23 protein-coding genes are annotated in these 22,966 nt (G+C 62.4%); 3 read left to right on the top strand and 20 right to left on the bottom strand.

The genetic code is table 11. The annotated features are described in order from the left end of the window. Positions 1 to 5 precede the first annotated feature (5 nt). From KP001_RS03345 to KP001_RS03280, 15 genes are all read right to left on the bottom strand, one after another. Entirely contained in the window at positions 6 to 635 is a 630-nt protein-coding gene (locus KP001_RS03345; protein WP_217288170.1) for an MBL fold metallo-hydrolase, read from the bottom strand. Positions 636 to 669: 34 nt separating this feature from the next. Beyond that, positions 670 to 1,830: a 3'-5' exoribonuclease YhaM family protein gene (locus KP001_RS03340; RefSeq protein ID WP_217289540.1), complete on the bottom strand. Its 1,161-nt coding sequence runs from the start codon at positions 1,828 to 1,830 to the stop codon at positions 670 to 672. A 108-nt stretch (positions 1,831 to 1,938) separates the two neighbouring features. Then, positions 1,939 to 3,510 carry an NAD(P)/FAD-dependent oxidoreductase gene (locus tag KP001_RS03335; protein ID WP_217288169.1) on the bottom strand — a complete coding sequence of 524 codons (1,572 nt, stop codon included), beginning with the start codon at positions 3,508 to 3,510 and terminating at the stop codon, positions 1,939 to 1,941. A 10-nt stretch (positions 3,511 to 3,520) separates the two neighbouring features. Next, the gene (locus KP001_RS03330; protein WP_217288168.1) at positions 3,521 to 3,928 is read right to left on the bottom strand and encodes a response regulator; all 408 of its coding nucleotides are present in this window, start codon (positions 3,926 to 3,928) and stop codon (positions 3,521 to 3,523) included. 72 nt (positions 3,929 to 4,000) lie between these two features. Next, positions 4,001 to 5,191, bottom strand: coding sequence for a hybrid sensor histidine kinase/response regulator (locus tag KP001_RS03325; protein ID WP_217288167.1), 1,191 nt, complete (start codon positions 5,189 to 5,191; stop codon positions 4,001 to 4,003). A gap of 88 nt (positions 5,192 to 5,279) precedes the next feature. Then, positions 5,280 to 5,723 carry a universal stress protein gene (locus tag KP001_RS03320; protein WP_217288166.1) on the bottom strand — a complete coding sequence of 148 codons (444 nt, stop codon included), beginning with the start codon at positions 5,721 to 5,723 and terminating at the stop codon, positions 5,280 to 5,282. Between the two features lie 28 nt (positions 5,724 to 5,751). Further along, complete coding sequence (locus KP001_RS03315) at positions 5,752 to 6,132, bottom strand: response regulator (protein WP_015719816.1); 381 nt, start codon at positions 6,130 to 6,132, stop codon at positions 5,752 to 5,754. A gap of 246 nt (positions 6,133 to 6,378) precedes the next feature. Continuing rightward, positions 6,379 to 6,708, bottom strand: a complete 330-nt coding sequence (locus tag KP001_RS21880) for a DUF4115 domain-containing protein (protein WP_239027880.1) — start codon at positions 6,706 to 6,708, stop codon at positions 6,379 to 6,381. Then, positions 6,705 to 7,241, bottom strand: a complete 537-nt coding sequence (locus KP001_RS21875; RefSeq protein ID WP_239027879.1) for a helix-turn-helix domain-containing protein — start codon at positions 7,239 to 7,241, stop codon at positions 6,705 to 6,707. The genes KP001_RS21880 and KP001_RS21875 overlap by 4 nt, the downstream gene beginning before the upstream one ends. A gap of 1 nt (position 7,242) precedes the next feature. Continuing rightward, positions 7,243 to 7,995 carry a tetratricopeptide repeat protein gene (locus KP001_RS03305; protein ID WP_217288165.1) on the bottom strand — a complete coding sequence of 251 codons (753 nt, stop codon included), beginning with the start codon at positions 7,993 to 7,995 and terminating at the stop codon, positions 7,243 to 7,245. A gap of 103 nt (positions 7,996 to 8,098) precedes the next feature. Continuing rightward, the gene (locus KP001_RS03300; protein ID WP_217288164.1) at positions 8,099 to 9,016 is read right to left on the bottom strand and encodes a PfkB family carbohydrate kinase; all 918 of its coding nucleotides are present in this window, start codon (positions 9,014 to 9,016) and stop codon (positions 8,099 to 8,101) included. Positions 9,017 to 9,106: 90 nt separating this feature from the next. After that, positions 9,107 to 9,970 (bottom strand): S-methyl-5'-thioadenosine phosphorylase, encoded by an 864-nt coding sequence (mtnP, locus tag KP001_RS03295; protein WP_217288163.1) that lies wholly within the window; start codon positions 9,968 to 9,970, stop codon positions 9,107 to 9,109. Positions 9,971 to 10,285: 315 nt separating this feature from the next. Then, on the bottom strand, positions 10,286 to 11,317 hold the full coding sequence (gene rlmN / locus KP001_RS03290; RefSeq protein ID WP_217288162.1) for a dual-specificity RNA methyltransferase RlmN: 1,032 nt from the start codon (positions 11,315 to 11,317) through the stop codon (positions 10,286 to 10,288). Between the two features lie 65 nt (positions 11,318 to 11,382). Then, a complete protein-coding gene (gene ndk / locus KP001_RS03285) occupies positions 11,383 to 11,796 on the bottom strand; it encodes a nucleoside-diphosphate kinase (RefSeq protein ID WP_183346629.1) in 414 nt (137 codons plus the stop codon). Positions 11,797 to 11,943: 147 nt separating this feature from the next. Beyond that, positions 11,944 to 12,150 (bottom strand): hypothetical protein, encoded by a 207-nt coding sequence (locus tag KP001_RS03280; protein WP_199388243.1) that lies wholly within the window; start codon positions 12,148 to 12,150, stop codon positions 11,944 to 11,946. 485 nt (positions 12,151 to 12,635) lie between these two features. On the opposite strand from KP001_RS03280, the gene amrA reads away from it, so the two are divergent. Continuing rightward, positions 12,636 to 13,190, top strand: coding sequence for an AmmeMemoRadiSam system protein A (gene amrA, locus KP001_RS03275; RefSeq protein ID WP_217288161.1), 555 nt, complete (start codon positions 12,636 to 12,638; stop codon positions 13,188 to 13,190). Positions 13,191 to 13,457: 267 nt separating this feature from the next. Here the strand turns inward: amrA and KP001_RS03270 are convergent, their stop codons facing one another. The 5 genes from KP001_RS03270 to KP001_RS03250 form a co-directional block, all read right to left on the bottom strand. Continuing rightward, positions 13,458 to 14,783 carry a citrate (Si)-synthase gene (locus tag KP001_RS03270; RefSeq protein ID WP_217288160.1) on the bottom strand — a complete coding sequence of 442 codons (1,326 nt, stop codon included), beginning with the start codon at positions 14,781 to 14,783 and terminating at the stop codon, positions 13,458 to 13,460. Positions 14,784 to 15,001: 218 nt separating this feature from the next. Continuing rightward, positions 15,002 to 16,192 (bottom strand): M24 family metallopeptidase, encoded by a 1,191-nt coding sequence (locus KP001_RS03265; RefSeq protein WP_217288159.1) that lies wholly within the window; start codon positions 16,190 to 16,192, stop codon positions 15,002 to 15,004. A 126-nt stretch (positions 16,193 to 16,318) separates the two neighbouring features. After that, the gene (locus KP001_RS03260; RefSeq protein WP_217288158.1) at positions 16,319 to 17,968 is read right to left on the bottom strand and encodes an AMP-binding protein; all 1,650 of its coding nucleotides are present in this window, start codon (positions 17,966 to 17,968) and stop codon (positions 16,319 to 16,321) included. A gap of 566 nt (positions 17,969 to 18,534) precedes the next feature. After that, the gene (locus KP001_RS03255) at positions 18,535 to 19,497 is read right to left on the bottom strand and encodes a D-2-hydroxyacid dehydrogenase (protein WP_217288157.1); all 963 of its coding nucleotides are present in this window, start codon (positions 19,495 to 19,497) and stop codon (positions 18,535 to 18,537) included. A gap of 10 nt (positions 19,498 to 19,507) precedes the next feature. Continuing rightward, positions 19,508 to 20,098: a DUF502 domain-containing protein gene (locus tag KP001_RS03250; RefSeq protein ID WP_217288156.1), complete on the bottom strand. Its 591-nt coding sequence runs from the start codon at positions 20,096 to 20,098 to the stop codon at positions 19,508 to 19,510. A 343-nt stretch (positions 20,099 to 20,441) separates the two neighbouring features. Between KP001_RS03250 and KP001_RS03245 the strand changes: the two genes are divergently transcribed. Both KP001_RS03245 and miaA read left to right on the top strand, forming a co-directional pair. Continuing rightward, complete coding sequence (locus KP001_RS03245) at positions 20,442 to 21,806, top strand: S41 family peptidase (protein WP_217289539.1); 1,365 nt, start codon at positions 20,442 to 20,444, stop codon at positions 21,804 to 21,806. Beyond that, complete coding sequence (gene miaA, locus KP001_RS03240) at positions 21,803 to 22,732, top strand: tRNA (adenosine(37)-N6)-dimethylallyltransferase MiaA (protein ID WP_239027878.1); 930 nt, start codon at positions 21,803 to 21,805, stop codon at positions 22,730 to 22,732. The genes KP001_RS03245 and miaA overlap by 4 nt, the downstream gene beginning before the upstream one ends. The last annotated feature ends 234 nt before the right edge of the window (positions 22,733 to 22,966 follow it).

Here is a 22,966-nt window from a genome sequence, read left to right as displayed (position 1 = left end):
TCCCCCTACTCGTTGAGGTACGGGTTGGAGCGCCGCTCCTGCCCGATGGTGCTGGAGGGGCCGTGACCGGGCCAGACGACGGTGTCATCGGGGAGCGGCATGAGCTTCGTCCTGATGGAATCGACGAGCTGGCCGTGGTCCCCCCCGGGAAGGTCGGTGCGCCCCACCGAGTCGGCGAAAAGGGTGTCGCCCGTGATCACCAGCTTCTCGTTGGCGAGGTAGAGGCAGCACCCTCCCTGGGTGTGCCCCGGGGTGTGCAGCACCTCCAGCTCGCGCCGCCCGAATTCGAGCTTCATGCCGTCGACCAGGAACGCGTCGGGCTGCGGTGAATCCTCGACGGTGAGGCCGTATTTCCGGGCGGAGCGTCCCGCGTTGACCAGGAAGGGGACATCCTCCTCGTGGGCCAGAAGCTGCGCCCCCGTCTTCTCCTTGAGTATGCGGTTGCAGCCGATATGGTCGAAGTGGCCGTGGGTGTTGACGATGTACTTCACCTTGAGCCCGAACTGGGCGATGGCCGCGAGGATCATCTCGCAGTCGGCGCCGGGATCGACCACGATCCCCTCGTTGCTTTGCTTGTCCCCCAGGATGAAGCAGTTCACCCCCAGCGGGCCCACCACTATCGTTTCGAATAACATGACATCTCCTCCATGCTGGATGCCCCTGACGCCATCACTTCTTCAGGATGGCGAAGGGGTTGTTGCTGAAGCTCTTGCGCCCCTGCTCGCCGCCACGCTGCTCCTGGCGCCCCTTTTCGGGAGCGGGCCTCTGCGGTTCGCCCGCGTGCGCGGCGGGGGCCGGAACCGTCTCCGGCATCAGCTCGGACGGCTCCAGACCATCGAGGGGTGCGGGCTCTGCCGGCTCCTCTCCCCCCATTTCCACGGGCGGCTTCTCCTTGAAGAAGTAGCGGTCGTAGAGACGGTGGTACGAGGTCCAGCGCGACGGGTTGTCCGGCTCCTTGCGGATGTGGGTCCTGATGCCGTTGATCTTGGAGTCGAGGTCGTCCAGGTAGTTCAGGATGGTCGCCTCCAGCGTCTTCGGGCGCTTGGGTGAGCCGTACTCGTACTGGCCGTGGTGCGACAGGATCATGTGCTTCAGGAGCATGGCGAGTTCCACCGGGAAGCCGGGGAGCCGGGCGATCCGCTCCTGCAGCATCTCGACGCCGATGGTGATGTGGCCGATCAGCTTCCCCTCGTCGGAGTAGTCGAAGCAGCGCAGGTAGGTCATCTCGCGCACCTTGCCGATGTCGTGCAAAAGAGCACCGGCGACGAGGAGGTCGCGGTTCAGCCCCTGGTAGAGAGGCACCATCGCGTCGACCAGCTTCGCCACGGCGAGCGAGTGCTCCAAAAGCCCTCCCAGGTAGACGTGGTGCATCCCCTTGGCGGCGGGTGCGGTGCGGTACTGGGCCAAAAGCTCCGGGTCCTCGAAGAAGGAGCGCAAAAGCCGCGCGAGGTCCGGGTCGGTGAGGCTCGCCACCAGGGCGTGCAGCTGCGCGACCATGGCCTCGATGTCGCTGGCCGTCTCCGGCAGGAAATCAGCAAGTTGCACCGACTCCTCGGGGACCCGCTTCAACTCGGAGACGATGAGCTGCATCTTGCCGAGGTAGACGCTCGCCTTCCCCTTCACCGCCAGGAAGTCGTTGCGGTCGAACAGGGAGCCGACCTGGTCGGCGTTGTCCCAGATCTTCGCGTCCACCTCCCCCGTCTTGTCCATCAGCTTCAGGGTGAGGTACGGCTTGCCGTTTTTGGCCATGGCGACGATCTTCTCCTTGACCAGGAAGACCGCCTCGACGATGTCGCGGTCCTTTATTTCGGCAACGGTTTTTTTCAAGATAGGCTCCTTGTGGGACAGGTTCCGCTGCGGGATCCGCAAAGGGTCGTACTTTCAGGTGCCGCCGGCTGCGGCGCTCGCGCGCGGCGTCCCGGCGTCCTTGCCGGGTCGTCAGGAGGCGGCGATCCGCGCCGCGATGGCGTCGGCCACCCGTATGCCGTCCAGGGCGGCGCTCATGATGCCTCCGGCATAGCCGGCCCCCTCCCCGGTGGGGTAGAGGCCGCGGTGGCTCAGGGACTGCAGGTCCGCGCCGCGCAAGATGCGCAAGGGGGCGGAGGTCCGGGTCTCGACCCCGGTGAGGGTCGCCTCGGCGCTCACGAAGCCGCGCATCCTGCGGTCGAACTGCTCGATTCCCTCCCTGAGCGTCGCTGCGACCGGGACCGGCAGGAGCGAGGCGAGGTCGTATTCGGTCACGCCGGGACGGTAGCTGGAACGTATCCCCCTTCCCCCCCGGCCGATGAAGTCGAGCAGGCTCTGCGCCGGGGCGCGGTAGCCGCTGCCACCCGCGACGAAGGCACGCCGCTCCAGCTCGCGCTGGAACTCGACCCCCGCAAGCGGCGAGCTCCCCGCAAAATCTGCCGGCCCCACGGTGGCCACCAGGGCGCTGTTCGCGTAGGGACCGTTTCTGCGGTAGCCGCTCATGCCGTTCACCACCACCCCCCCCGCCTCGGAGGCGGCCGCGACGACCACTCCGCCGGGACACATGCAGAAGGAATAGGCGGAGCGCCCGGTCGCCTCGTTGTTGTAGGTCTGGGCGTACTCGGCCGGCGGCAGCGAGGGATGCGCGTTGCGGCCGTACTGGATCTCGTTGATGAGCGCCTGCGGGTGCTCCACCCGGAGCCCCACCGCGAACGGCTTCTGTTCGAGGGCGACCCCAAGCCCGTGCAGCATGGCGTAGGTGTCGCGCGCGCTGTGACCTGGCGCCAGCACCAGGGAGTCGCACGGCTCCTCGCCGGCGTCGTTCACCACCACGCTCTTCACCTCCCCTCCGGTCATCCCGATGCCGGTGAGGCGGCTCTCGAAGCCGATATGGAAACCGCTCTCGAGGAGCCGCTCCCGGATGCCGCGCACCACGGCGCGCAGGCGGTCGGTGCCGATATGGGGCTTGGCGGCGTAGAGGATCTCGGGAGGCGCGCCGAATTGAACCAGGCGCTCGAGCACCCAGCCGCAGTTGGGGTCCTTGACCCTGGTGGTGAGCTTGCCGTCGGAGAAGGTCCCGGCTCCCCCCTCGCCGAACTGCACGTTGCTCTCTTCGCACAAATCGCCCAGGCGCCAAAAGCGCGACACGTCGGTGGAGCGCCGGTCCACGTCGCGCCCCCGCTCGAGGACCCGGGCGGTGAGGCCGTATTCGGCGAGCCGCAGCGCCGCGAAGAGCCCCGCCGGCCCCATGCCGACGATGACGATGCGCCCGGCGGAGGCGAGTTTCGGGAAACGGGGAGGCGCTGCCGCCTCGACCCGCGTCAGGTCTTCGCCGGTGCGTACCCGCGATTCGTCCCTGAGCGTCACCTGGACCGTGTACACCAGCTTGATGGCACCCTTTTTCCTGGCGTCCACACCCTTTCTAACCAGGGTGAGCGCCGTGATCTCGGATTCGCGCACCCCCAGCCTGGCAGCTGCCAGCGGGCGTAGCGCACTCTCCTCCACCCCGGGGCTCAGGGTGAGGTTTCGTAGCAGAAATGGCATGGGGTGTCCGTCAGGCGGCGCCGGGGCCGCGCCGTTTTCTTTCCAGGAGCTGTTCGACGATGATGACGATGTCCAGCGGAGGTGTGGATTTAGGGATGTGTACCTTGGCGCCCATCTCGGGAACGGGGTGCTCGTGCGGGGCGCCCTGGAACATGGAGGTCAGCATGATGATGATCGGGTCCGGCTCGTTGGCCAGGCGCCCGATCTCCAGCGAAGCGCTCACCCCTCCCATCCGGGGCATGACCAGGTCGAGTATGACGGCATCGAAGGTCCCGGCGGAGTAGGCCTCGACGCCGAGGACGCCGTCCTCCGCGGTCACTACGGAGAAGCCCGCGCCCGTAAAGGCGTCGGACATCACCTTCAGGAAGAACTTGTCGTCGTCTACCAGGAGGATTTTGCCCCTGCTTTCTGCTGTCATTGCGACCTCAAGGCATGATGGAATGGGCCATCATACAAGAACGCGGCCGAAAAGAAAAGTGGAAACCGCCCCTTACCTCGGCGCGTTGAGCGGCAGCCGGACGGTGAAGGTGGTGCCGCTGGGGTCGCTTTTCTCGACCTCGATTTTCCCCCGGTACGTCTTGACGATACGCAGCACCACCGAGAGCCCGAGGCCGGTGCCGCGGCTGTTGGTGGTGAAGAAGGGGTCGAAGATGTTGGGGAGGTTCTCGGCGGGGATGCCGGGGCCGGTGTCGGAAACCCTGAGCTTTATGTAGTCCTGGTCCTGGTCCAGCTCCACGGTGAGGGTCCCCTCCTCGGGCATGACATGGATGGAGTTCAAAAACAGGTTGGTGAAGATCTGCTCGATCTCCATCGGGTCCGCCTTGATGGCCGGCGGGATGCTTTTGAAGTCGCGGACCACCTTGATCCTCTTCTGGCGCAGCTGCGGCGTGAACGCCTCCAGGGTGTGCTCCAGGATGCGGTCCACCCTCACCTCGCTGATCTCGAATTTCGGGCGCTTCGATGCGTCCAGGAGTTTTCCCAGGATGTTGTCGATCCGGTCCACCTCCTTGAGGATCTTCTCCACGTATTCCTGGCGCTCGGGCTCGTCCAGCCCCCCCTTGATGAGCTGCACGAAGAGCGCGATGGAGTTGAGCGGGTTGCGGATCTCGTGCGCCATACCGGCGGAGAGGTAGCCAAGAGACGCGAGCTTCTCGGACTGGACCACCTCGGCCTGGGCGCGGGACAGGGCCTCGCTCTTCTCCTGCACCCGGGCCTCAAGCTCGCGGTTCCAGTCGGCGATCTCGGCCAGAAGCCGCTCGCGCTCGCTCAAGAGGGCCTTGTTCTGCAGCTCTATACCACGCAGCTTCAGGACGCTCTCGATCCTTTCCACGAGGTCCTGGTTGTTGAACGGCTTCAGGATGTAGTCGGAGGCGCCGGCCTTCATGAGCTCGACGGCGATCTCCTCGCTCCCCTTGCCGGTGAACATGATCACGTAGGTGTCGGGGTAGAGCCTCTTGATCTCCTTGAGCGCGGTGAGGCCGTCCATGTTGGGCATCATGTAGTCCAAAAGGACCAGCTCGGGGCGTTCGACCTCTATGGTCGCGAGCCCCTCCTGTGCGCTCAGGGCGGTGAAGACTTGGTAGCCGCGGTTTTTGAGGATGATGCCGGTGAGATCGAGGATGACCTTCTCGTCATCGACGATAAGCACGCGGCCGCGCGGCTCTTTCTCCGGGTTGGTCATGTCGGGGCCTGCTCCTTCGGATTAGGATCACATTCGTCAAAAAAAAGGGGCAGCGAACGCTGCCCCGCATGGATGTATGCCGCCACCGTCAGGGAAGTCTGACGGTAACTACCGGACAGTGGGCCTTTCGCACCACGCGCTCGGCGGTAGAGCCGAACAGCAGGTGGTCGATGCCGCTTCTCCCCTGGGTACCCAGCACGATGCAGGAGGAGCGGTCGGTCTCCGCCCGCTTCAGGATCTCCTCCCAGGGCACGCCGGTCACGATCGCCGTCTCGTAGTTGTTGAAACCGGTGACGTTGGTGGCGACGAAGGTCGCCATCATCTTCTGCGCCCCCTCCTCGATCTCCTTCTCCAGGTTCTCGAAGGAGACGTGCGGGACATAGAAGCCGCGCAGGTCCACCGGCTCGTTTATGACGTGGATGATGGTCAGCCGGCCGTTGAACTGCCTGGCCAGGGTGAGCGCGTACTCGAAAGCGTGGTCGGAGTTCTCGGAGAAATCGGTGGCGAAGAGTATCTTGTCGAAGTTTGGCATCTGTTCCCCCGCTCTGCTGCGATTTGGGTCAGTGGCTCGTTTCCTTGAAGATCTTTTTCAGGATCGACTTCAGTTCGTCGATTTTCACCGGCTTGTTGATGTACTCGAAGGCTCCCAGGTTCATCGCCTCGATGTAGGACTCCACGCCGCCGTAGGCGGTGATCATGATCACGTTGCTCGCGGGGTAGCTGCGGTTCAACTCCTTCAGGAAGGTGATTCCGTTCATCTCCGGCATGTTGATGTCGGTGACGATAAGGTTAACCTCCTGCTCGCGCAGGTAGTTGAGCGCCTCGAATCCGTTTGCCACACTGTCTACCAGGAACCCTTCCTTGGCCAGCAACCGGGAGAGGCCGATGCGCGCATTCTCCTCGTCGTCTACTACCAGTATTCGCTTCGGCTGCTTTGGCAAGATCGGCTCCAGATTCTTATTAAAAACCGCAGGATTGATTCTAACACTGCGGCTAGATGTGTCAAGCGTGCTTGCGTGACGCCCGCGCGATTATCCAGCGAAGGGCTAACCCCGCGCCAGGTAAAGCTTGTGACGTTTAACGGGAGATCCCCATCCACACCGGCGCGTCGTCCACCGGTGGCAGAATTCACATTAAGCCGGTCGGGGACCCGGCTTGAAAACGCGCCACGACTCTCACGGCAGCCGTCATGGGCCCGGCTGGTCACCCTTCAATTCCACATGCGCCGGCTTCCCCGCTTCGCCAAGCGCCTTCAGAGGACGCCCGTTGAATTCACCCTCCACGGCGCCGCCGTCCCCAAGGTCCAGAGCGAAGGAACGCTGCCCCTTCCACTCGATGATGTCGCCGGCTTTCAGGTCGTAGCGCTGGGAGATGCTGTCATCGATGGTGATGCTGAGCCAGCTGTCGCGGTTGAAGCGCAGCCTCAGCACGACGCCGCTTTGCCTGCCGGCCGGTGCCGCAGGTGCGGTCTCGGTCCCGGCGGGCAGGGTAGCACCCTCGTTGCGCGCGCTGCTCACGGGCTGTTGCACCGGCTGGGGGGCCGGCGCCGGGGGGCGGCCGGAGCCTGAGCGGTCACCGGCGCCTGTACCTTGGGCGGTTCACCCTCGGAGAAGAAGAGCGCCGCGATCACCACGGCACCCAGAAGGAGCGCCGGTATGATCCAGCGGCCGGGAGTGCGGATCTTCGCCCGCTCCAGGGTGTCGATCCCGGTCTGCGGCGCCATCGCCTGCGGCCGGGGGGCGTGCGCTGCGCGCGGGGCACCCGCCTCGGGCTGGGCTCCCGGCGGGGGAGCGAGCCCCCTCTCGTAACGCGCCACCACCTCGTCTCCCGAAAGGGAGAGAAAGCCGGCGTAAAGCCTCAAAAACCCTTTGATGTAAGCGGCGTTGGGAAGTTTCTGAAACTCCCCCTGCTCGATGGCGGCAAGGTAGTTCTTGCCGATCTTGGTGACCCGTGACGCCTCCTCCAGTTCGAGTCCCTTCGTCTCACGGACGCCACGCAGGTACTCCCCAACCGGTGTCTCGACGCCGCTTTCAACCTCTGGATCAGCCACGTTACCTCACCTTGAGCAGGTCCAGGTACTCCCTGGAGAGCTGCCCCATCTCGGAATCGGGGGCCATTCGCACCACTTCCTGGAAGGCGCTTTTGGCGGCCTCGGCATCCTTCAGTTTCATCTGCGCAAGCCCCATATGGTAGTGGGCGCTGGCGTAGGAACGGTTCAAACGCAGGGCCTTTTGGTACTCCTCCACGGCGAGTTCGGTCTTGTCCATGGCGAAGTAGACGCGGCCGAGGTTCACCCGGGAGCGCGGATCGCTGCCGTTTTTGGCGACCAGGGCGCGCAGCACGGCCAGGGCCTGCGGGTAGTCCCCCTTCCCCAGGTAGGCGAGCCCGAGGTTGCCGGCCGCGTTGTCCTGCCCCTGGAAGAACAGGTCTTCCTGCACGATTTTGAACTGCGCGATGGCGTCGTCCCAGCGCTTCATCTCCAGGTAGTTCACCCCGAGGTTGTTGCGCGCCTCGGAGTAGTTCTCCCTTAGATCGAGCGCCTTCAGGTACTTGGCCTCCGCAAGTTCATAGCGCCCCTTGCGGAAGTAGGTGAGCCCCAAAAGGTTGAGCAGTTCGGGGTCTTTTGGCGTGAGCTTCTCGGCCTCGGTCAGCTCCTGGAGCGCGCCGGTGAAGTTGTTCTCGACGAAGAAGGACTGCCCCATCTGGTAGTGATAGATGGACTTGTTCTTCTCGGCCTGGCTCAAGGCGCATCCAGAGGCAAGCAGGAGGAAGGCAACCGGCATGAAGGTTTTGGGACGGATCATAAACCTCACGGTAAACACGCGGAAATACACCCGGAAAAAACTAACAGAAATGATCATCATTGTCAATGAAGACCCCTTTACCTTGTCCCACGCCGCGGCCTTGTTACAGCTCTCCCACCCCCTGGAAGTGGGTCATGTTCTTGAAGCTGCGGTAACGGGCCTCGATCTCCGGATAGGTCAGGCTCTTCAGGCGGTCCAGGCTGAAGGCCTCGACGTTGAAGGAAGCCATCACGGAACCGAAGACGATCGCCTGCCGCACCCCCTCGTCGGAGAGGTTGCCGGTGTTGGCGAGATACCCCATGAATCCGCCGGCGAAGGTGTCCCCCGCGCCGGTGGGATCGTACACCTCCTCCAGAGGAAACGCGGGAGCGGCGAAGACGGAGTGGCCGTTGAACATCAGGACGCCGTACTCGCCGCGCTTGACGATCAGGTTCTTGACCCCGAGGGCGATGATGGAGCGTGCCGCCCGGACCAGGTTCGCCTCGCCGGAGAGCTGGCGCGCCTCACCTTCGTTGATGATCAGGAAGTCGACCCTGCTGATCACCTTCTTGAGCGCCTCGACCTTGGAGGAGATCCAGAAATTCATGGTATCGCACGCAACCACGCGCGGGTTCTTCACCTGGTTCAGCACCTCCATCTGCAGCTCGGGGTCGATGTTGGCCAGAATCAGGTACTGCGCGTCCGCGTATGCCTCGGGAATCACCGGCTTGAAGGTCTCGAAGACGTTCAGGTGGGTTTCCAGGGTCTGCGCCTCGTTGAGATCATAGCCGTAGCGCCCCTTCCAGTGAAAGGTCTTGCCGGGAACGCGGGAAAGTCCCGTGAGATCGATGTTTCTCGAGGTGAGAAAGCGGGTGTGCTCTTCGGGGAAGTCCTCCCCCACCACCGCGACCAGGTTGACGTCGGTGAAGAAGCTGGCCGAGGTGGAGAAGTAGGTGGCCGAGCCCCCGAGGACGCGGTCCCTCTCGCCAAACGGGGTCTGCACGGAATCAAGCGCGACGGATCCAACGACAAGTATGCTCATGAAGCCTCCGGTGTGCTGCGGGATCAGGTTGGTTCTGCTTACAGACGAAAGCGGCGCCGCCGGTCACAACCGGGGGCGCCGCAACGGACGTTACAGGTATTTGCCGAGGATCAGCTCCAGGTTCTCGCGGGTCTCGACGGGGATCACCGAGGTGTCACTGATCACCGCGTATTTGAGCGCTTCTCCGCAGGCGCAGCCGCGCCCGGCAGCGACCCTTGCCACGGCCTGGCGGATGATCTTCTTGGCGGTGGCGACGTTGTTCTTGATGATCTCGATGATCGCCTCCACCGAGACGTCGTCGTGGGACTCGTGCCAGCAGTCGTAGTCGGTGGAGAGGGCGATGACGCCGTAGCAGATCTCGGCCTCGCGGGCAAGTTTCGCCTCGGTCAGGTTGGTCATGCCGATGATGGAGGCGCCGAAGGAGCGGTACAGGTGGCTCTCGGCGCGGGTGGAGAAGGCCGGCCCCTCCATGCAGACGTAGCACCCGCCCTTGTGCACGGTGGCGCCCACCTCGCCCGCAGAGCGGTACAGGATCTCGGAGAGCTCACCGCAGACCGGGTCGGCGAACTGGACGTGGCCCACCACGCCGTTGCCGAAGAAGGTGTCCTTCCTGAAGCCGCGGGTGCGGTCGATGAACTGGTCCGGCACCACGATGTGCCCCGGGACGATCTCCTCCCGAAGGCTCCCCACAGCGGAGACCGAGATGATCCGGGTGACGCCGAGCTTCTTCATGCCGTAGATGTTGGCGCGGTAGTTCACCTCGCTCGGGGTGAAGCGGTGCCCCTTGCCGTGGCGCGGCAAGAAGACCATCTGCACGCCGTCCAGCGTGCCGGTCACGTACTCGTCGCTTGGGCGGCCAAAGGGGGTGTCCACGGTCACCTGGGTGACCCCGCTCATCCCCTCCATCTCGTACAGACCGCTGCCGCCGATTACCCCGATTACCTCGTTAGCCATAGCTTCCTCCAGCGTCATTGTAATATCTGATTGGCAGTATGTCCGCCACTCCGGCCCAACAGATCCCTCACCTGCCCCTCACCCCGGGCAGGGCGGCACTTCGTGGCAACGCCCTCACCCGCCCTTCGGGCACCCTCTCCCGGAGGGAGAGGGTAGTAGTGAAGCGGCAGACCATCCTCTCAGTCCGTCCTCCCTCTCCCTCCGGGAGAGAGTAGTAGTGAAGCGGCAGACCAGCCTCCCAGTCCGTCCTCCCTCTCCCTCTGGGAGAGGGTCGGGGTGAGGGCTTTGCACCGGGGAGGTCGGTCGATGTAGCGGCTACTCCCGCCCCATCTGGTCCAGCTTTCCCTTCAACTGTCCGCAGGCTGCAGAGATGTCCCCCCCGCGGCTGGAGCGGGTGATGACGGTGACGTGCTTGTCCAGGAGGTACTTGTGGAAACGGTCGATCGTGTCCTGGGTCGGGCTCTTGAAGCCGCAGCCATCATGCTCGTTGAACGGGATCAGGTTCACCTTGGACGGGATGTTACTGATCAGGCGCACCAGGCGCTTCGCGTCCTCCAGGGTGTCGTTCAGGTCGCGGATCATGACGTACTCGATGGTGATCCAGCGCCGGGAAGGAAGCGGGAAGGCCTTGCACGCGGCCAGAAGCTCCTTGAGCGGGTAGGCCCGGTTCACCGGCATGATCTGGTCCCTCACCTCGTCGGTGGTCGCGTTCAGGGAGACGGCGAGGTTCACGGTGCACCCCCGTCCCAGTTCCGCCATCTGAGGCACCAGTCCCGAGGTGGAGACGGTGACCTTGCGGGTGGAGAACTGGAAACCGTCCGGGTCGGTGAGGATGTTCACCGCCGGGATCACGGCGCCCAGGTTGGCCAGAGGCTCACCCATCCCCATGAAGACGATGTTGTTTACCGGGTGCTCGCGTTTCACAGCGCAGACCTGGTTCACGATCTCGGAGGTGGTGAGGTCGCGGGCAAGGCCGAAGGTGCCGGTCAGGCAGAAGGCGCATTTCATGGCGCAGCCGACCTGGCTCGAGATGCAGAGCGTGTTTCTCCCCTCGTCGGGGATGAGCACGCTCTCCACGGTGGCGCCGTCGGAGAGCCGGAACAGGTACTTCCTGGTGCCGTCCTCCGACGCCTCGACCGCCTCGGGGACCAGGTTGCTGATCTGCGCCCGTTCCTGCAACACGGCCCGGAACTCCTTGGAGACGTTGGTCATCTCGTCGAAATCCGTGGCGTCCATCTGGTAGAGCCACTTGAAGATCTGCTTGGCGCGGAAGCGCTCCTTGCCAAGGCCCGAGATGTAGGCTTCGAGCCCCTGCAGGGTCAAATTCTTTATATCTGTCTTTTCCATGCTTTCCGGATACTAAAAAAGCCCTTCTCGCGAAGGGCTCTTGATCTGCCTGAACCAGCTTCGGGTTAAACCAGTTCCAGTTGGTTGAAGAAGTAGGGGATCTCGTAGGAAGCGGACTCCGGGGAGTCGGAACCGTGAACGGTGTTCTCCTCGATGCTCACGCCCAGCTCCTTGCGGATGGTGCCAGCCTCGGCGTTGGCCGGGTTGGTGGCGCCCATGAGGCCGCGCCAGTCGGCGATGGCGTTTTCCTTCTCCAGCACCAGCGCGATGACCGGGCCGCGGGACATGAAGGTGCAGAGGTCGCCGAAGAACGGACGCTCTTTGTGCACGTAGTAGAAGCCTTCGGCCTGCGCCCTGGAGAGCAGGATCTTCTTCATGCCGACGATCTTGAAGCCGCCCGCCTCGATCATGGCGAGCACCTTGCCGGTGACGTTTCTTTCGACTGCATCAGGCTTTATGATGGCAAATGTTCTTTCCATTGTTTCCTCCGAACCCATTGTAGTTGACGACCCTTCTAATTAGCATTCCGGTCCGCCCGTTGTCAAGGCAAATGGCCGGATAGATAGACAAAAAAAGCCCACAGATGAATCTGTGGGCTTCGTGAAACAGGGCGGCCCTGTTTCGGCTTACTTCTTCTCAGCCGGAGCGGCCGGAGCAGCCGGAGCAGCCGGAGCAGCTTCCGGAGCTTTAGCGGAGGACATCGGAGCCTGAGCCGGAGCAGCCGGAGCAGCCTGCTCAGCAGCCGGAGCCGGAGCCTCTTCTTTCTTCTTGCAGCCAGCAGCAAAGGACAGGGCCAGAGCCAGGCAAAGTGCCAAGGAGATCAGTTTTTTCATTGACGATATCACCTCTTTTCTTTTTAGATTTACCATTACTGCGCAAGGCGCATGGTTTTTTCGTGCGACAACAAAGGCCGAATATACTAGCATTCGCGCAAAAGTCAATACTTTTTAAAGCTGGAAAACCGAAAAAATTGTTAAAACTTTTTCCCCAACTTTCGGATAGCGTCATCAAACATGCAGAAAACAAAATATCAGATTTCACGCCACCTGGAAAATGATGACGCGATAAGGAGACCGGCGCGTAACGTGCCGTTCCTGCGTCAAACTCCCGGGCGGCAAGGGTAGCCGGCGACTCATCCCTCCCCGCCGCCCGTTCCTTTACCCCTCGCAGCACCCGCCTCGAGCGGCGGGATCGAAAAAAACGGTGACAAACATGGGGGCTGAGCGCGCTTCTTTCTTGTAAACGGCTCCCAAATATATTATTTTGGGCCAATTAATCTCCGGCGAGCACGGAGCAGCGCCACCAAGGGGGGGAACCCGTGAACGATACGCTTAATTCGGCAGACAAGAAGCTTCTATTGCAACTGGCCCGGGAGGCGATAACCGCCACGGTCCAGACCGGAAAACTGAAGATGCAGCAGGTGGTCGACCCCAGGCTTGCCACCCCCCGGGGGTGCTTCGTCACCATAAAGAAGCAGGGGACCCTGAGGGGGTGCATCGGCAATTTCAGTTCCGACATGCCGCTTTACCAGCTGGTCCAGGAGATGGCCGCCTCCGCCGCCACCAGGGACCCGCGCTTCTACCCGATGAAGGAGGCGGACCTGGTCGAATACGAGCTCGAGATCTCCGTGCTGTCCCCCCTTAGCAAGATCACATCCCCCGAAGAGGTGGAGGTTGGCCGGCACGGGCTCTACCTGGAGAAGAACTTCTCGCGCGGGGTGCTCCTTCCGCAGGTCGCAGTGGAACATAAATGGGACCGGGAGACCTTCCTGAACCAGACCGCTCTGAAAGCCGGACTGAAAAAGGACGACTGGAAGGAAGGGGCGGACCTCTACGTCTTCAGCGCCCAGGTGTTCGGAGAAAGCGGCTGTTAACAGGGATGAAGGGGATGAAAGGGATAGAGGCGCCCCCTGTAACGCAAAGCCGCCAAGACAGGGAGGAGAAGTATCGGTCTTGAAGCAGTCGGGGCTTTTCTGGCAAGAAGGTTTTTGATTTAGTTTTATCCCCTGTATCCGCTTTTATCCCTGTTAAACGGTTTCATCACCGTCACGACGATCGCGTAAACCAGAGGATCTTTAAATAAAAAGGGGGCGCCATAAGGCGCCCCCTTCTCGTTGTGCGGTGTTATGCGGCGAAGCCGATTACATCTTCCTGCCGCCCTCGGCAGCCCACTTCTCGAGCATGTCGGTGGTGACGGACTTCGGACGCTCGATGGCGTAGCCCAGACCACGGTCCCAGGTGATGTTGGCCATGCAGCCAAGCGCGCGGCCCACACCGAAGAGAACGGTGTAGAAGTCCCACTCCTTGAGGCCGTAGTACCACTGGATGACGCCGGACTGCGCGTCGACGTTCGGCCAGGGGTTCTTGGTCTTGCCGTGCTCGGTGAGGACGCCCGGTGCGGTCTCGAAGATCATTGCGACCAGCTTGAACAGCGGATCGTCCTTGAGGCCCGGGGTCTTGAGGCAGAACTCGCGCTGTGCGGTGTAGCGCGGGTCGGTCTTCCTGAGAACGGCGTGGCCGTAGCCCGGAACGACCTGGCCGGCGTTGAGGGTATCCCACAGAGCCTTGGTGACGTTCTCTTTGGTCGGCTCGGCGCCGTTGAGCTTCTTCTGGAACTCCATGATCCAGCCGAGCACTTCCTGGTTGGCGAGGCCGTGCAGCGGGCCTGCAAGGCCGTTGAGGCCTGCGGCGTAGGCGTAGTACGGGTCGGACAGGGCGGAGTGCACCAGGTGGGTGGTGTGCGCCGAGACGTTGCCGGACTCGTGGTCGGAGTGGAGGATGAAGTACATCCTTGCCACGTCCTTGTACTGATCGCTCTGGCCGATCATGTGGGCGAAGTTCGCACCCATGTCGAGCTTCGGATCGATGCCGATCTGCTTGTCGCCGCGGTACTTCAGGTTGTAGATGAAGGCGGCGAGAACCGGGATACGGGCGACGATGTCGCTGGCATCCTCATACACGTACTCCCATGCGTCCATCTTGTTGAACTTGCCGCCGCTGTAGAAGGCAGCGAACTTGGAATCCTTCTGCATCGCCATGATGCCGACGGAGAGCATGACCATCGGGTGGCTCTCTTTCGGGAGGGCGCGTACGGCGGTGTAGACGTACTCGGGGACGACCTGGCGGGTCTTGAACTCAGCTTCAACGGCGGCGACCTGGTCCAGGGTCGGAACTTCACCGGTCAGCAGGAAGTACCAGAAGGACTCGACGGTCGGATACTCAGAGCCGGCAGCTTTCGGCAGGGCCTCGAAGGTCTCCGGGATGGTCTTGCCGCGGAAACGGATGCCTTCCTGCGGGTCGAGATAGGAGATGTCGGTGACGAGCGACCTGATGTCGCGGGCGCCGCCGATGCACTGACCGATGTCCACCTTGTCGATGATCACGGAGCCGAACTCCTTGGTCAGTCTGGTGATGCGGGGACGGTGGGCCTGGATCTTCTCAAACAACTTCTCTTTTAATTGCGTCATGTGCCAGATCTCCTTTTCTGTTGGGGTTGAGGTACATACGTCAGAAAACAGCAAATCGAATCGCCCGCTGACACCGTGCCGGTGAGTTATGTCATACGGCCGGTTGCGTGAGGTAGGTATACTGTATACAAAGATTTTTCAAATGTATACCATTGAGCAGATTCAATTTCAACACAAAAAAATTGCGTTTTACTATTTTGCATACATTTTAATACGCGCTAAAGCAGTACCAGTTCCTGACTTGAGAAGGTTAGACGCTTAAGTCCTTGTTCGGAGAGATAAAATGAATTTTCGATGCCGACCGCCCCTTCCCCGGGAAACACGAGTTTCGGCTCGAAGGCGAACGCCATGCCCACGTCCAGTGTCTCGGCGGAAAACCCCTTGGCGATGAAGGGATACTCGTCGATCTCGATGCCGAGCCCGTGTCCGATGAAGGAGATCTGGCTCCCCGCCGTCCCCATGAAGTGATCCGCGTACCCCATGCGCCGCGCCAGATCGAGGCAGGCGTCGTAGATCCCCCCCCAGCTGGCCCCCTCCACCGCGCGCTCCACCATCAGTTCCTCGACGCGCAGCATGTCCTCGTAGCCCCGCCGCAAGCGGTCCGGGACCTTTCCGATGGCGAAGACCCTGGTCTGGTCCGCGAGGTAGCCGTCGTAGCAACTGGCGAAGTCGACGATGACCGGTTCGTCGCGCCTGATCCTGTTGTAGCTCGCACCGTGACCGAAGGCGGGGGTGAGCCCCATCCCCCCGAGCGCGGTGTTGGTGCAGGCGGGCGCGGCCCCGTCCGCGCCGGCCAGGACCTGGACGCCGGATAGTTCGCCGTTGAAGGCGCGCATCCGGACGTACCCCTGGTGCCCCTCCTGGCGGGCCAGGCGCTCGAGTTCCGAGGCGAGCTCGACCTCGCTCATCCCCTCGCGGATCACTTCGGCGACGCGCCGGTACACCTTATCGGCCTGGGTGCCCGCATCCTGCAGGATATGGATCTCGTAGTGGCTCTTGATCATGCGCACCCGCCTGATGGCGGGCGAGGCGTCCAGCGGCTGGGCGTTGGGAAACAGGGAGAGGTATTTGTGGTAGAGGTTGACCGGCAGGACGTCCAGTTCGAGCCCCAGACGTTGCGGCTGCGGGTGCCCGTGCCCGGCGATCAGCCCGGCGAGTTCGGTGAGCGAGGGGAGCGGCACCACGTCGGCGAGGGCGCTCTCCATGCGCGCCCGCAGGAAATCCCTGCGCACGAGGTAGAGCGGACGTCCCGACGCGGGGACGTAGAGGAGACCGGTCTGCACGGTCCCGGTGAAATAGAACAGGTCGGCGTTTTGCACCATGAGGACCGCGTCCATCCCCGCGGCCGCCATTTCGACTTGCAGTTTTCTGTAGCGGTATTCCAGTTCGTTCTTCGGCGTAAGCCGCATATCCCCTCCTCTCTCCCCATGAACCATCTCATGAGGAGGAGAAGGAAAGATAACTCACAATCGGTACCGCGTCAACCCCCGCAGGCCAATGAGATCAAGGGGTTATTAGAAAAACTGCGCGAGGGATCAGACATTTTCTTCCAGCTGCAGTTCGCGTATCGCCATCTCGCGCAGTTTGAACTTCTGGATCTTTCCGCTGGCGGTCATGGGATACGAATCAACGAAGCGGACGTACTTGGGGATCTTGTAGTTGGCGATCCTGCCGCGGCAGTACTCCTTGACCTCCTCCTCGGTCATCTCGCTCCCCTGCTTCAGGACCACCGCGGCCATCACCTGCTCGCCGTACTTGCGGTCCGGGACCCCGTATACCTGGATGTCGGAGATCTTCGGGTGGGTGTAGAGGAACTCCTCGATCTCGCGCGGGTAGATGTTCTCGCCGCCGCGGATGATCATGTTCTTGATCCTGCCGGTGATCTTGCAGTAGCCGTTCTCGTCCATGACCGCGAGGTCGCCCGTGTGCAGCCAGCCGTCGGCGTCGATCGCCTTGGCGGTCTCCTCCGGCATCTTGTAGTACCCCTTCATGACCAGGTAGCCGCGGGTGCAGAGTTCCCCCTGCTTCCCCGGGGGGAGTTCCGCACCCGTCTCGATGTCGACGATCTTCAGCTCCACGTTGGGGAGCACGCGCCCCACGGTCGCGACCTTCAGCTCGATGGGATCGTCGGTGCGGGTCTGGGTGATGACCGGTGAGGACTCGGTCTGGCCGTAGGCGATGGTGATCTCGCTGGCGTGCATGTCGCGGATCACGCGGCGCATCACCTCGATCGGGCAGTTGGAGCCCGCCATGATCCCGGTCCTCAAGGAGGTGAGATCGAACTCGGCGAAACGGGGATGCTCCAGTTCGGCGATGAACATGGTGGGAACGCCGTGCACGGCGGTGCAGCGCTCCTGCTCGATTGCCTGCAGCACCTTGAGCGGATCGAAGATCTCGACCGGGACCATGGTGGTGCCGTGGGTGACGCAGGCCATGACGGCGAGGACGCAGCCAAAGCAGTGGAAGAAGGGGACCGGGATGCAGAGGCGGTCCTTTTCCGTGAAGCGCATGCACTCACCGATATTGAAGCCGTTGTTGACCACGTTGTGGTGGGTCAGCATGACCCCCTTCGGGAACCCGGTGGTGCCGGAGGTGTACTGCATGTTGATCACGTCGTGGACCGAGAGCGTCCCCTGCACGGCGGCGAGTTCGGCGTCGGAAACCTCCCGCCCCATCTCGACGATATCCTCAAAATTGATCATCCCCTGCGGCGCACCCTCCCCGATGAAGACGACCTGTTTCAGACAGGGGAGTGCGGCGCTGGCGAGTTTTCCCGGGGGGGCGGCGGGCAGTTCCGGCACCACGCTCTCCAGGGTCTCTACATAATTGGTGTCCTTGAAGCCTTGCACCAGGAACAGCATGCTGGAGTCCGACTGCTTCAGCAGGTATTCGAGTTCGGCGGACTTGTAGCTGGTATTGACGGTCACCAGCACCGCGCCGATCTTGGCCGTGGCGAACTGCAGCGTCACCCACTCCGGGACATTGTAGGCCCAGATGGCGAGGTGATCCCCCTTCTTCACCCCCATGCGCAGAAGGCCCTTGGCCACCAGCCGGCACCTCTCGTTGAACTCACGATAGCTGTAGCGCAGGCCGCGCTCCACGTATACCAGCGCATCGTTGTCCGGATATTTTCCGGCGATGTCATCCAAAAGCGCCCCGACCGTCAAATTGATCTCTTTCGACATGATCCCCCCTGCTGTTTCTTCACATCAAACAGTCGTTCGCGTAAAAACAACCCATTGGAAATAAAAGGTTTTACCAATTAACACAGCCTCCCGCAGCATGTCAAGAATTAAGGGGGACCGATCATTTGTTCGGCAAGCGCCCCCACATGACGCCGCCCGCACCGGCTCGAGAAAACGCTTGACAACCCTTTCCCATGCAGACCGCAGACTTAGCGTAAGTCACCGGAATCATTGACACTGCTGCACGAGCGCCCTTGCGGTGCGGGTGCCTATTCTGTAGGCAATCTACAGAGGGCGGCAATTTACAAAGGCTTTTCTGTGTCTTCAACGCCTTTTCCACAGCGCTTTCCACAAAGCGTGTGGACCAAGGTTGAATAACGGGATTTACCGTGCAGGTTCAGGATGTTACGTCCGGACAAGGTGGATGCGCCGCAGCGACGAGCGCCGTTTCATGTCGAAAGAGGAAGGTTCTCGACCTCCCCCACCCGCACGGGAGAGGTACTAAAGGCGCCCTGCGCGGGAATTCACGGAAACCTTTACCAAGGGAGGGGGATTGGTTAGACCAGCTACAGCCCGTTCACCACGTTTTTGGGGGTACCTGCGAGAAAGGAGGCTATGTTGCCGGCCGTGGTTGCCATCAGGCGGCGCCGGGCGGCCAGGGTGGCCCAGGCGATGTGCGGGGTGATGATGCAATTGCCGGCGTGAAGCAGCGGGCTTTCTTCCGGGATCGGCTCGATGGCGGCCACGTCGACGGCGGCTCCGGCGATGACGCCGCCGTTGAGCGCATCGGCCAGGTCGCGTTCGTTGACCAACCCTCCGCGCGAGGTGTTGATGAGCAGCGCGTGGGGCTGCATCAGGCGGAGCCGGGCGGCGTTGACGAGCCCCTCGTTCCCGGCAGTCAGCGGGCAGTGCAGGGTGACCACATCCGCCCTGGCGAAGAGTTGGTCCAGTTCCAGCCAGGTGACCGCCATCCCCTCCGGCGCCACATGGCGCCGCGGATTGCATGCGAGGATCTCCATCCCCAGCGCAGCGGCTATGGCGGCCACCCGGGCGCCGATCCGTCCCACCCCCACGATCCCAAGCGTCCTACCCTTGAGCTCGGTGAGCGGCTGCGCCACCAGGGTGAAATCGGCCGAACGGGTCCACTCCCCCCGCTGCACCGCCGCGTGATACTGCGCCACGCGGTTGGTCAGCTCCAATAGGAGCGCGATGGTGTGTTGCGCGACGGAATCGCTGCCGTATTCCGGGACATTGACCACCGGTATCCCAAGCTCCGCCGACTTCACCAGGTCAACCACGTTGTACCCGGTCGCCAGCACGCAGATGAGCCGCAACCCGGGAAGCTGTGCGAGGGTCGCCGCGCCGAGACGGGTCTTGTTGGTGAGAACGATCTGAGCGCCGCGGCAGCGCTCGAGCACCAGTTCCTCGGGGGTCCGGTCGTGCACCACCAGTTCTCCGAAGGCGGCAACCTCATCCCAGGGGTTGTCCCCGGGGTTCAGCGTATAGCCATCCAGCACCACGATCTTCACGAAAGCCTCCCTAGTGGACCACGACGCCGCCGGAAACCACGAACTTCACCGCATCCTCGACGCTCATGCCGCAGTCGTACACCTCGGACTCACGGAAAAAGAGGGCAAACCCCGAGGTGGGGTTGGGCATGGTCGGGACGTAAACCACCACCAGCTTCTCGCCGTCGCGCTCCACCTCCGCCGTCACGAAGCCGACGGCGCGCACCCCGGGGCGCGGCCACTCCACGAAGACCGCCCTGCGGTAGGAGGTCTTCCCCTCCTTGAACACCTGGGTCAGCTGCTTGCTGGAGTTGTAGATGGACTTCACCAGGGGGATGCGGGAGAGGAGGTCGTCCCACCACCGGAGCATCCTGGTCCCCATGACGTTGGTGGCCAGAACCCCGGAGAGGTAGATGACGATGACGCCGGTCAGCATCCCAAGACCGGGGATGTAGGAGTGGTCCCTGATGAGCGCGGTCAGCAGCGAGTCCAGGTAGCTCCCGAGGATGCCGTCTGCGAAGTTGAACAGGAACTTCAGGATGAATATGGTGATGCCCAGGGGGACCACCACGAAGAGCCCGGTGATGAATTTCCCCTTGAAATGCTTGATAAGTTGCTCCACTAGCGCCTCCAATAGATGGTTCGTTTGCGTTATGCAACAAAGTGGCCTTACTGTCAACGGTTTTGGGGCCGCCCCCCCTGCCCGGCGGCTGACAGTATCGTGGTAAGGAGCGTGTCTGCTCCCGGAAAGCGGGGCAATTGCAGTTGACAACTACACGCGCAAAAACTACATTAGCACGTTACAGTTCATCTCCCCGAAATCCCGTTTAAAGGCAGCGTTGTCCCGTCTTGATGTTGCGATAACCGAAAAGTCCCCCTTTCCGTCAAGGGACGGGGAGCTGGAAACAGTTCTTTCCAGACAGAGCGAACACCAATCCGGGCAACACTGGTTCAAAGGCCCCATGATGCTGAAAAAAGCGTTTGCCATATCGGCCGTTGCCGCCGTCCTGGCCTCCATATTCTTCCTCACACCGCTTTTGGACAAGGAGGAGCGCGCCCGCAGAAGCGAGGCGGAATACGTCTCCATGTTCAAAGAGGTCGTCGACATCGTCAGGCAGAGCTACGTCGACAAGGTCGACGACAAGAAGCTCATGACCGGCGCCATAAACGGAATGCTGGCTGCGCTCGACCCGCACAGCACCTATCTCCCGGTCACGGAATACTCGGAGATGAAGGTGCACATGGCCGGCGCCTTCGGCGGCGTCGGCATAGAGCTGGACATGCGCAACGGCAAGCTGATGGTGAACGCCCCCATCGAGGACACCCCCGCCTTCCGGGCCGGCATCCTGGCAGGCGACCACATCTACCAGATCGACGGCAAGCCGACCAAGGATCTCCCCATCAACGAGTGCGTAAGCCGGATGCGCGGCACCCCGGGGACGCAGGTCACCCTCACCATCCTGAGGGAAGGCGCGTCAAAGCCCCTCACCTTCCGCCTGACCCGCGCCATCATCAAGACCAAGAGCCTCAAGGCGCGGCTGCTGGAATCCGGTTACGGCTACGTCCGCATCGCCGAGTTCCAGGAGCGGACCGGCGAGGATTTCGAGAAGGCGCTGCGGACGCTGGCGGCCGACAACGGCGCCCCCCTGTCCGGCCTCATCCTGGACCTGCGCTACAATCCGGGCGGCCTCGTGGACCAGGCCTACCGCGTCGCCGACCGTTTCATAGGGGAAGGGCTCGCCAACGGCGATATCGTCACCACCAAGGGGCGCGACGCCGCCTCGGTGCACACGCTGACGGCGACCATCGGCGAAAAGGAACCGAGATACCCCATGGTGGTGCTGATCAACGGCGGCTCAGCCTCCGCCTCCGAGATCGTCGCGGGCGCGCTGCAGGACCACAAGCGTGCGGTGATCATGGGGACCCAGAGCTTCGGCAAGGGGAGCGTGCAGTCCGTCATGACCCTCAATAACGGCGACGGCCTGAAGCTCACCACCGCCCGTTACTACACCCCGAGCGGCCGCTCGATCCAGGCCAAGGGGATCACCCCCGACATCGTGGTGGAGTTTGCGAAGCCCGCGGCCGGGAAGAAGGAGAAAGAGCCGGATATCCGCGAGCAGGACCTCGACGGGCACATGCAGGAGGTGCCGGAGACCAAAGCGCCCGCGCCCGCCCCCACCAAGCCCGCGCACCCGCTCCTGCCGCCCCGCGTCAACGGCGCCGGCAAGGAGCCGAGCGAACAGGAGCTGCTGCAAAAGGACAACCAGATGGCCCGTGCCCTGGAACTGCTGAAGGGCGTCAACGTCCTGAAAAAGGGCCTGGTCCGTTGATCGGCGCGGGCGGTAAGGCGCCCGGCACCCCGAACCTGCTGGTGATACTCGGGGCGACCGCCTCCGGCAAGACCCGCCTCGGTGTCGAGCTCGCGAAGCGGCTGGACGGCGAGATCCTATCGGCGGACTCGCGCCAGGTCTACCGCGGCATGGACATCGGCACCGGGAAGGACCTGCACGAGTACCAGGGCATCCCCTACCACCTGATCGACGTGGCGCCGCCAGGCCACGAGTTCAACCTGTTCCAGTTCCAACGTCTTTTCCTCGAATCCTTCGCCGACGTCACCCGGCGCGGCAGGCTGCCGGTCCTGGTCGGTGGCAGCGGCATGTACCTCGACTGCGTGCTGCGCGGCTACCGTCTTACCGAGGTACCCGAGGACCCCGCGCTGAGGCGGGAACTCGCGCCTCTCTCCATGCCGGAGCTCGCGGAGCGTCTAACCCGCGCCAATCCCAGGCTGCACAACAGCACCGACCTCACCGACCGCAGCCGCCTCGTGCGAGCCATAGAGATCGCCGAGTACCGGGGGGGCGTGGAAGAGCCCTGGCCCGATATCGCGCCGTTCACCATAGGCATACGCTGGGAGCGCGCGCAGCTTAGGGAGAGGATCACCAGAAGGCTTAAGGAAAGGCTCGAGGCCGGGATGGTCGACGAGGTGCGGCGCCTGCATGAGGCCGGCACCGGCTGGGACAAGTTCGAATTTTACGGCCTGGAGTACCGCTACCTGGCGCGCCACCTGAAGGGGGAGTTGACTCACAACGACATGTTCCAAAAACTCAACTCAGCCATCCACGACTTCGCCAAGAAGCAGGAGAACTGGTTCAAGCGGATGCAAAGCCACGGCACCGTGATCCACTGGGTGGAAGGAGCCGGGGACCCGCTGGCGGAAGCGCTGGAACTGCTAGACAGCAAAGGCACATCATTCTAACAGGGATAAAAGGGATAAAAGGGATAAAAGGGATAAAAGGCGAAAACCTTTTCTCACGCGAAGCCGCAAAGGCGCAAAGCCAGGCAAACCTACCAGTCTTTTTTGTTTTTAACCCAAATCTTTTGGTTTCAGGTGTTATCCCTTGGATCCTTTTTATCCCTGTTAAATGAAGTTGTCTTCAGGTTTACTTTGCGACTTTGCGGCTTGAGTGAGCGCAGCGAGCGGGCGTGAGAT

Source organism: Geomonas subterranea (genome assembly GCF_019063845.1).
Taxonomy (GTDB): Bacteria; Desulfobacterota; Desulfuromonadia; order Geobacterales; family Geobacteraceae; genus Geomonas; species Geomonas subterranea.
The sequence above is the reverse complement of the archived record's forward strand: the minus strand, read 5'-3'. Positions and strand labels throughout refer to the sequence as shown.